This window comes from Maledivibacter sp. (assembly GCA_025210375.1).
GTDB lineage: Bacteria > Bacillota > Clostridia > Peptostreptococcales > Caminicellaceae > JAOASB01.
On the sequence record JAOASB010000034.1, the window covers coordinates 140,076 to 147,628 of the forward strand.

The window sequence follows — 7,553 nt, forward strand, 5'->3', positions numbered from 1 at the left end:
GTATGACCCTAATGAGAATAATTTTAGATTTGTGGCTTTCTATACCTACTCTATATTCAATGATTTGTTATATCCCTCTACATCATTACATTCTGTGACATTTCCATTTGATACCATAAAAACTCTATCGGCAAAAGCAAGATTGCTAAGTCGATGGGTTATCATAAATACAACTTTATCCTTTGAAATATGTTTCACGCCATTGAGAATTGATTTCTCCGTAGCTTCATCTAGGTCAGCTGTAGCTTCATCAAGAATAAGAATTTTGGGATCAAGCAGTATGGCTCTAGCAATAGCAATACGCTTTTTTTGACCTCCCGATAGCTTAATTCCTCTCTCCCCTACATTAGTCTCATAGCCTTCGGGCAAGCCCATTATAAATTCATGGGCATTGGCTATTTTCGCCGCATTAATGATTTGCCCCATAGAAATATTTTTACGACCCAATATAATATTATCCTTTATACTTGAATTGAAAAGAAAAGTTTCCTGTGTTATAACGGCTATATGTTTTCTTAGAGATACTATTTTAATATCCTTAAGATTCATTCCATCTAAATATATATCCCCTTCCACGGGATCATAAAATCTTGAGATAAGCCTTATAAATGAGGTTTTACCTTGGCCACTTTCACCTACAATAGCATTAAATGAACCCCTTTCAAAGGATACGCTAACATTTTCTAATATTTGTTTATCCTTATCATAGCTAAAATTAACATTTTTCCATACTAAATTACCTTGTATATCATCAATTTCTACTGCATCTTCACTGTCCCTAATTTCTGGTTCCAAGTCTAATATATCAAAAACCCTTTTTGCAGCAGGATATGATATTCTCATATTGATAACGATATTAAAAGTATTTGTAGTATACTCCAATAGAAAATTCACATAATATGATATGGCTATTAACTCCCCCATAGACATTTTGCCATTTAAAACATTGTATCCACCGTAGCCCCATAATAGTATCATGGAAAAAATAGATATACTTACTGATGAAAACTCTGATATGGCACTTTTGATATTCAGCATCTTTTTTGTATGCTCTGTTTCCTCAATCTTCTCATAGGTATTCTTTAGATTACTTTTATCGACATCGTATGATTGTATAGTTTCAAAACCTGAAATTCCATCTTGAAGACTTCCCATAAGTTCTTCTTGCTTTTCTCTTACCTTATAGCTCATATTGTATACAGTAGTGGTAAACATTTTAAAAAACATTGCGAAAAGAGGAAAAAATACGAAGCACATCAACGCAACTTTATAATTGAAATTAAAAATAATAGCAATAATCATAACAATCATTAGTAAATTTTTGAATAGGAGTAGAAATTTTTCTGTCAGCAAATTTTCTAATGCATCGACATCACTAATGATCCTGGAAACTAAACTACCGGTTTGATTAGATGTGTAATAGCTTAAAGACATTTCTTGAAGATGTTTATATATATCAACTCGTATCTTTGAAAAAACCTCTGTACGAATACTTGATGTAACAACAGTATGAAGCAAGTCAAATATTTCTCTAAAAAGAGTCAATATAACTAAGAAAACAAGATTCCAAATTAGGACTTTTAGATTTTTATTCAATATTCCTATATCAATAATATTTTTATACATCAAAGGTAAAATAACTGTTGCTATTGTTGTAAAGATAATAATTAAAATTGAATATATTGTTTCCTTTACACAAATCCTTAGGTATTTTATCATCTTCCGTAATACAAGCAAGGCCAAACACCCTCCAACATAAAGATATTTATAATAAAATAGGCACTTGAGAAAATTGCATAATTGTAACTTGGCCGGGATGCATAATTATCTTGTATAAAAATGCCTATAGGGATTTTAGTATAGACTTTAACTTATACTATGAAAACCCTATATAGATATTCCGATTAAACAGTTAATTTATACACAACTTTATAATATGTATTGTGCAATTATGCTTAGTTACAGTTATAAAATTCCCTCACTTAATATTACCTAAAAAAGCTCTTTCATCATCCTTTAGGGATGCATAAATGTATAATGCACTTTCCACCATTATACGATTAAAATAGCAATCCATTTCCGATATACTGCTGGTATTATGATTTACTTTGTGTGAACTATAATAACATGTTCCACCACACAAATATTTTGCCCAACACTCTAAACACCTACCTGAATCCCTGGTGAATACCATATGATTACTTAAAAATTCTCTTCTTCTATCATTATCAAATGCCCGATCTATATCATCCCATCTGGATTTTTTCATTCCATCAAATCTTCTACATGGATAAATATCACCCTTAATATTTAGGGCATAGGATGATTTCCCTGCAGAACAGGGAAAATATCTAGGCCCTTTTCTGCTTCCATAATGTATAGAATATAGTATATCTATGAAGTTTTCTATTCTTATAAGTTTCCTTTGACCTATGTTGCTAATAAAATGGTAAACCAGCTTTTCAATATTTGTTGCTAATATATATTTATCCCTTTCAATGTCTACTATTTCATGGTCAACTGGGAACTGTAAAATAAACCCTCTTACTCCTAACTCATATAATCTATGGCATAGGCTAGTCAAATCCACTTCATAATAGGGTACTGTTATTGCTGCCTTAACCGGAAGATAATCAGAAATCTCTTTTATGGTAATATTTTCTGTAAATAAATCATCATAGTTTGTTTTACTATTTTTCCCAATATTAATTACAACTTCAAAATTATATTTAATTAAGAAATTACTTATCTTTTTACTATATAATATTTCTTCATCAACCATGACAGAATATATAAATCTAATATCTTCATATTCCTTTTTAATTGTATTTATAAGTTCAACTATTTTTTCTACAATATAGAAATCATCTACTTTTTCTACTTCGTGAAAAGTAATATTAATGGTGTTATTATGCTTAAAATTGGAGAGAAAAAATATTATTCCTTTATAGAATTTATTTGCATCCATCTTAATATTATCAACCAAATTAATTGTTTCACTGACACAGCAGGAACATTGCATATTATTATTCCTAATGATTATCTCTATAGTATCAACCTCTGCATTATCCTTTAAGAATGGAAACTCGACTTTTATAAAAGGATCTTCATATAAATAGTTATATGTTTCGGAATCAACTTCTTCAGAATTATCAATAGCCTTCCCTATGAAAGGATTGTATTCTAATATCAATCCACTATATCCAGAGTAAACAAACTCAATATCATTATTATTTTTAAAGATATAGAAATTTGTATCTAATGTATCATTCATAACCACTATATCCACCCTCTTTAGTTAATTTAAAATATATGGCATGGCAAAAAGCTATAAAATGATAATCAAAATATTGTAGCTTTAATTGAATTTCTTTATGCTTCTATTAGAAAGATTTACTCCAAGTTACAGTTACTTTGTCATTATTACCCTTAGCAGGTTTTGAATCCGCAACCGGTATATTAAGTGCAGGTGTATTTAATACTTTTGCCATAGTCACCATTCCTTTCAATTAAATTTTTTTGGATTATGTTGGTGTAACTTCACTAAGATACTACTCAATACCATGCCATAAAAAGCTATTTAATATATCATAAATATATGTATTTATGCATTTTGATAGATATCTTTTATTCTTTTCCTTAAAATCATATTAGGAATATTATCTATATTTTCCTCTGTTAGCGTTTGTTTGTTATAAATATTCATAGCATCAAGTGCTTTACTAATATGAGAAAATATTTTCTTGAAATCTTCACAATATATATTCCCTTTTTCTTTATCATAATGGGAGGGGCAACCCCCACGACATAAGCTATACCACCTACAAAAAATACATTTTTCTACCCTGTCGTCTTCTTTTCTACCATATAATTTCCTTATAGGATTTTCATAAAGCATATATTCTAAGGAATACTCAGAAATATTACCTAAGCCTATTTCTGTGTGATTATCACAGGGACATGCATCCCCTTTAGGACTAATAGATAACATCTGATTCTGTACTAAACAATTCTTCATAAAATAACATATCGATGGTTTAGAAAAGATAAATCCTACTATTATGGAATCTAGAAACCTTATATTAAATTGACATGAGGTATCATAAAACCACTTTTCAAAAAGTGAAATTAATAAACGCGAAAAATTCCCCTGAGTTAATATTATTTCCCCTCCATATGTTTCAGGTGCAATTAAATCAACTCCTTTAATATTCTTCAAGCCCTTAAATAGATCATAATACTCATTAATATTCTCTAATGTTTTGTCACTACAAACAGAAAGTATTCCTATATTCACTTCCTTTTCTTGAAGTATATTAATATTCTCTTCTATACACCTAAAGGTATCTTTGCCACCCTTAAATCTTCTATATTTGTTATGGACAATATCGGGCCCATCTAAGGAAATACCTATTTCAAACTTATGCTGTATGAACATATGGACTAGATCATCGGTCAATAATGTTCCATTTGTTTGTATGGAATTTATATATTTTTTGTTTTTAAGATACTTTTTCTGCAAGTCCATTGCTTGTTCAAAAAAATCAATGTTTCTCATAAGGGGTTCTCCTCCATGAAATATAAATTCTATCTCATCAAATGAACTTTCAGCTGCTCTCTTAATCACAATTTCCAATGTATCTATACTCATATTCCCTGGGTTGTGATCCATTTCTTGCTGATAATAACAATAGGAACATGCCATATTACAATTATTAGTTATATTTAGAAGTAAAACTATTCTTTTGTTTATAGAATCTATCATATTAAATCACTCCTACAATAACTCTTTTAATGGATTTTCAAATGCTAGTATAAGAATCATCATAACTTTAAGGTAATATTTGTAATCTATTTTACATCACCACAAAGTACTTGTCAATATTTGTATAAGTTTATTTTTTTTGTAATATTTGTAGAAAAATTACTCAGTTTGGTATATAATCAGATTACGGAATATATTTGAACAACCATTTAAATGATACTGAAGAGGAGGTTATATTATGGATACTTTTTTTGGGGAGAAAATCTTAAAACAAGCTGATGTTCTACTAATCTTACCCCCCTTCGCCTGTGTTGAGGGACCTTCTATAGGACTTCATATTTTACAAGCTTGTGCAGACGAACATGGTTTTTCTGTACAGGTAGCATATGCAAATATGGCTTTTGCATATTTACTTGGATATGAAAATTATAAAAACATGTGTGCATCTTACGATATGATGATAGGGGAAGTGTTTTTCGCAAATGCGGCGTACGGTACTTCCCCTTTTGCTAAATCTGGATTTGATATAGATAGTTGCTTTGACATGCTTTCAAAGAATTCCAATAAAGAGATGGATATGGATACCATAAAAAAGATATATTATGGATTGGATGAATTTCTGGACAAAATGGCAGAAGAGATACTTGAATATAATTATAGGATAATTGGATGTTCTACTACCTTCAATCAAACTGCAGCAAGTATTGCTTTACTAAACCGCATCAAATTAAAAAATCCTGAAATAATAACTATTATTGGTGGAGCAAATTGTGAACGTGAAATGGCTGAAGGAATACTATCCTTGAGCAATAAAATAGATTATATATTTTCTGGGAAAAGCGAAATTTCATTTCCAAATTTTTTGAAAAATGTTTTTAATTCAAATACTCCTAGAAATAAAATAATTGAAAGTGAAAAATCTATAGATGTTGAAGATATTCCATTAATGGATTATACCAATTTTTATGAACAATTTCACCATTTTTCTATGGATACAAAAATACCTAAAGATGATATATTATTATTCTATGAAACAAGTAGAGGTTGTTGGTGGGGACAGAAACATCAATGTAATTTTTGTGGACTAAATGGTGATGACATAGGTTTTAAGGAGAAGTCTTGTGATAAAATTATTAAGGAACTGAAAACATTATTGGCAAAGCATCCGTCGAATAATATCGCTATGGTGGATAATATCATGCCTTATAATTTTACAGATACGTTACTTCCTGCCCTACATAAAGAAATTCCAGATATTCGCTTATTCTATGAAGTTAAAGCAAATATGCCTTTGGAGCATCTTATAAAGTTAAAAGATGCAGGAGCATATCAATTGCAGCCAGGTATTGAAGGCTTGTCCAGTAGTCTTTTGAAAAGAATGAGTAAGGGTACTTCTACAAAATTAAATATTATGTTTTTAAAAAATGCCCTTTCATTAAATATGGCTACCAGTTGGAATTTACTTTACGGGTTTCCAGGTGATATTTATGCAGAATATGAAGAAACCTTGAAATTATTACCTCTTATTGTACATTTAGAACCTCCAATAGTCTTTACTAATATATCCTTGCAAAGATTTAGCAAATACTTTGAACAGAATGATAAATTTGGCATAACTAATTTAACTCCTATATCATGCTATAAAAATTTCCTACCAAAAAACGCCGATGCTAATAAACTTGCTTACGACTTCAATGGAGATTATGAATACTTTTCTCATGATAATGAACCTGTTATTATTCAAATAAAATCTATAATAAAAAAATGGCAAAAGAAATGGGCCGGTAATACTATCCCCAAGCTTCATATAAGTAAAGCTTCTCAAAATAATTATCTATTAATGGATACAAGGGGCCTGTCTGGAACTAAATCCGTACAAATATTATCATACAAACAAGCACTTGCCGCTTTAAAAGATAGACCATTAGGCCAAGTAGAAAATCTTGAGGAAGAAATAGAATGGGCAATAAAACAAAATTTGATTGTTGAACTTGATGGATGGTATGTTTCATTAATTACAGCGGAACCTGAACTTTTGTTAGAATTCAAAAATATTTCATAAATAATTAAATTCAAAACATAAGAAATATCCTATGAATTTATAGGAATCTAAGTAAAAAATTTAATTTATACCTATTAAAGTTCCTAGACAACTGAGTATTTTGATGTGTGAGCAAATTGCATAATTACTCTCTATAATAGCCATATCCACATGTAGTTTTAAAATTCCAAAAGATATATCATGAGATATGCTCATATCTTAAGTAATTAAATTAACCCATATTGAGCTTAGCTAGGTAAGAGTTATGCAATTTTCTCACGTATAAATTAGCTTCTACTATGTAACCCCTATATTACATATTTACTAATCCAATATAACTTTTTTCTATTTTTATATCATATACTATAATTAACCATGACCTTGCTAATTAGTATTATCATCTTCGTACATATCCCCCTTAACTGGGATGATTGTATCTACACATATATTTAATTTCCCCCCAGGGGTTGAAGCCCCCTTTAAATCCACTGTGATTTTATAATCTCCATCGGTGGTATGCACTGGTATATAGTGCATTTTATTATGAAGAACACTGTTTTTATTGAGTGGTAATTCAAAACGACCATTTGACCCTACCATTTCAATGGTTTTACTTGGTGTATATAAATAGGCTTTTTGAATATTTTTTATTTGCCTTGGCCTATCGTAGTTTGACACTATATCGGCCTTAGCATTTACCTCGATTCCATATCCAGATTTTATAAAGCCCTGCTTCTTATTTATCCA

Annotated in this window: 5 protein-coding genes; 1 reads left to right on the top strand and 4 read right to left on the bottom strand. The window is 29.9% G+C overall.

What is annotated here, in order from left to right; genetic code table 11:
- Positions 1-45 precede the first annotated feature (45 nt).
- From N4A68_12490 to N4A68_12500, 3 genes are all read right to left on the bottom strand, one after another.
- Positions 46-1,737 carry an ABC transporter ATP-binding protein/permease gene (locus tag N4A68_12490; protein ID MCT4565114.1) on the bottom strand — a complete coding sequence of 564 codons (1,692 nt, stop codon included), beginning with the start codon at positions 1,735-1,737 and terminating at the stop codon, positions 46-48.
- A gap of 241 nt (positions 1,738-1,978) precedes the next feature.
- Positions 1,979-3,274 (bottom strand): SPASM domain-containing protein, encoded by a 1,296-nt coding sequence (locus N4A68_12495; protein MCT4565115.1) that lies wholly within the window; start codon positions 3,272-3,274, stop codon positions 1,979-1,981.
- Between the two features lie 330 nt (positions 3,275-3,604).
- Positions 3,605-4,765, bottom strand: coding sequence for a radical SAM protein (locus tag N4A68_12500; protein MCT4565116.1), 1,161 nt, complete (start codon positions 4,763-4,765; stop codon positions 3,605-3,607).
- Between the two features lie 238 nt (positions 4,766-5,003).
- Here N4A68_12500 and N4A68_12505 point away from each other — a divergent pair, with 238 nt between their 5' ends.
- A complete protein-coding gene (locus tag N4A68_12505; GenBank protein ID MCT4565117.1) occupies positions 5,004-6,827 on the top strand; it encodes a RiPP maturation radical SAM C-methyltransferase in 1,824 nt (607 codons plus the stop codon).
- 363 nt (positions 6,828-7,190) lie between these two features.
- Here the strand turns inward: N4A68_12505 and N4A68_12510 are convergent.
- Positions 7,191-7,553: hypothetical protein (locus tag N4A68_12510; protein ID MCT4565118.1), on the bottom strand; the 363-nt coding region annotated here is incomplete at its 5' end.

Excerpts from the sequence above, each read along its gene's own strand:
- N4A68_12495 (MCT4565115.1), bottom strand. The coding sequence starts at position 3,274 with ATGAATGATACATTAGATACAAATTTCTATATCTTTAAAAATAATAAT.
- N4A68_12500 (MCT4565116.1), bottom strand. The coding sequence starts at position 4,765 with ATGATAGATTCTATAAACAAAAGAATAGTTTTACTTCTAAATATAACT.
- N4A68_12505 (MCT4565117.1), top strand. The coding sequence starts at position 5,004 with ATGGATACTTTTTTTGGGGAGAAAATCTTAAAACAAGCTGATGTTCTA.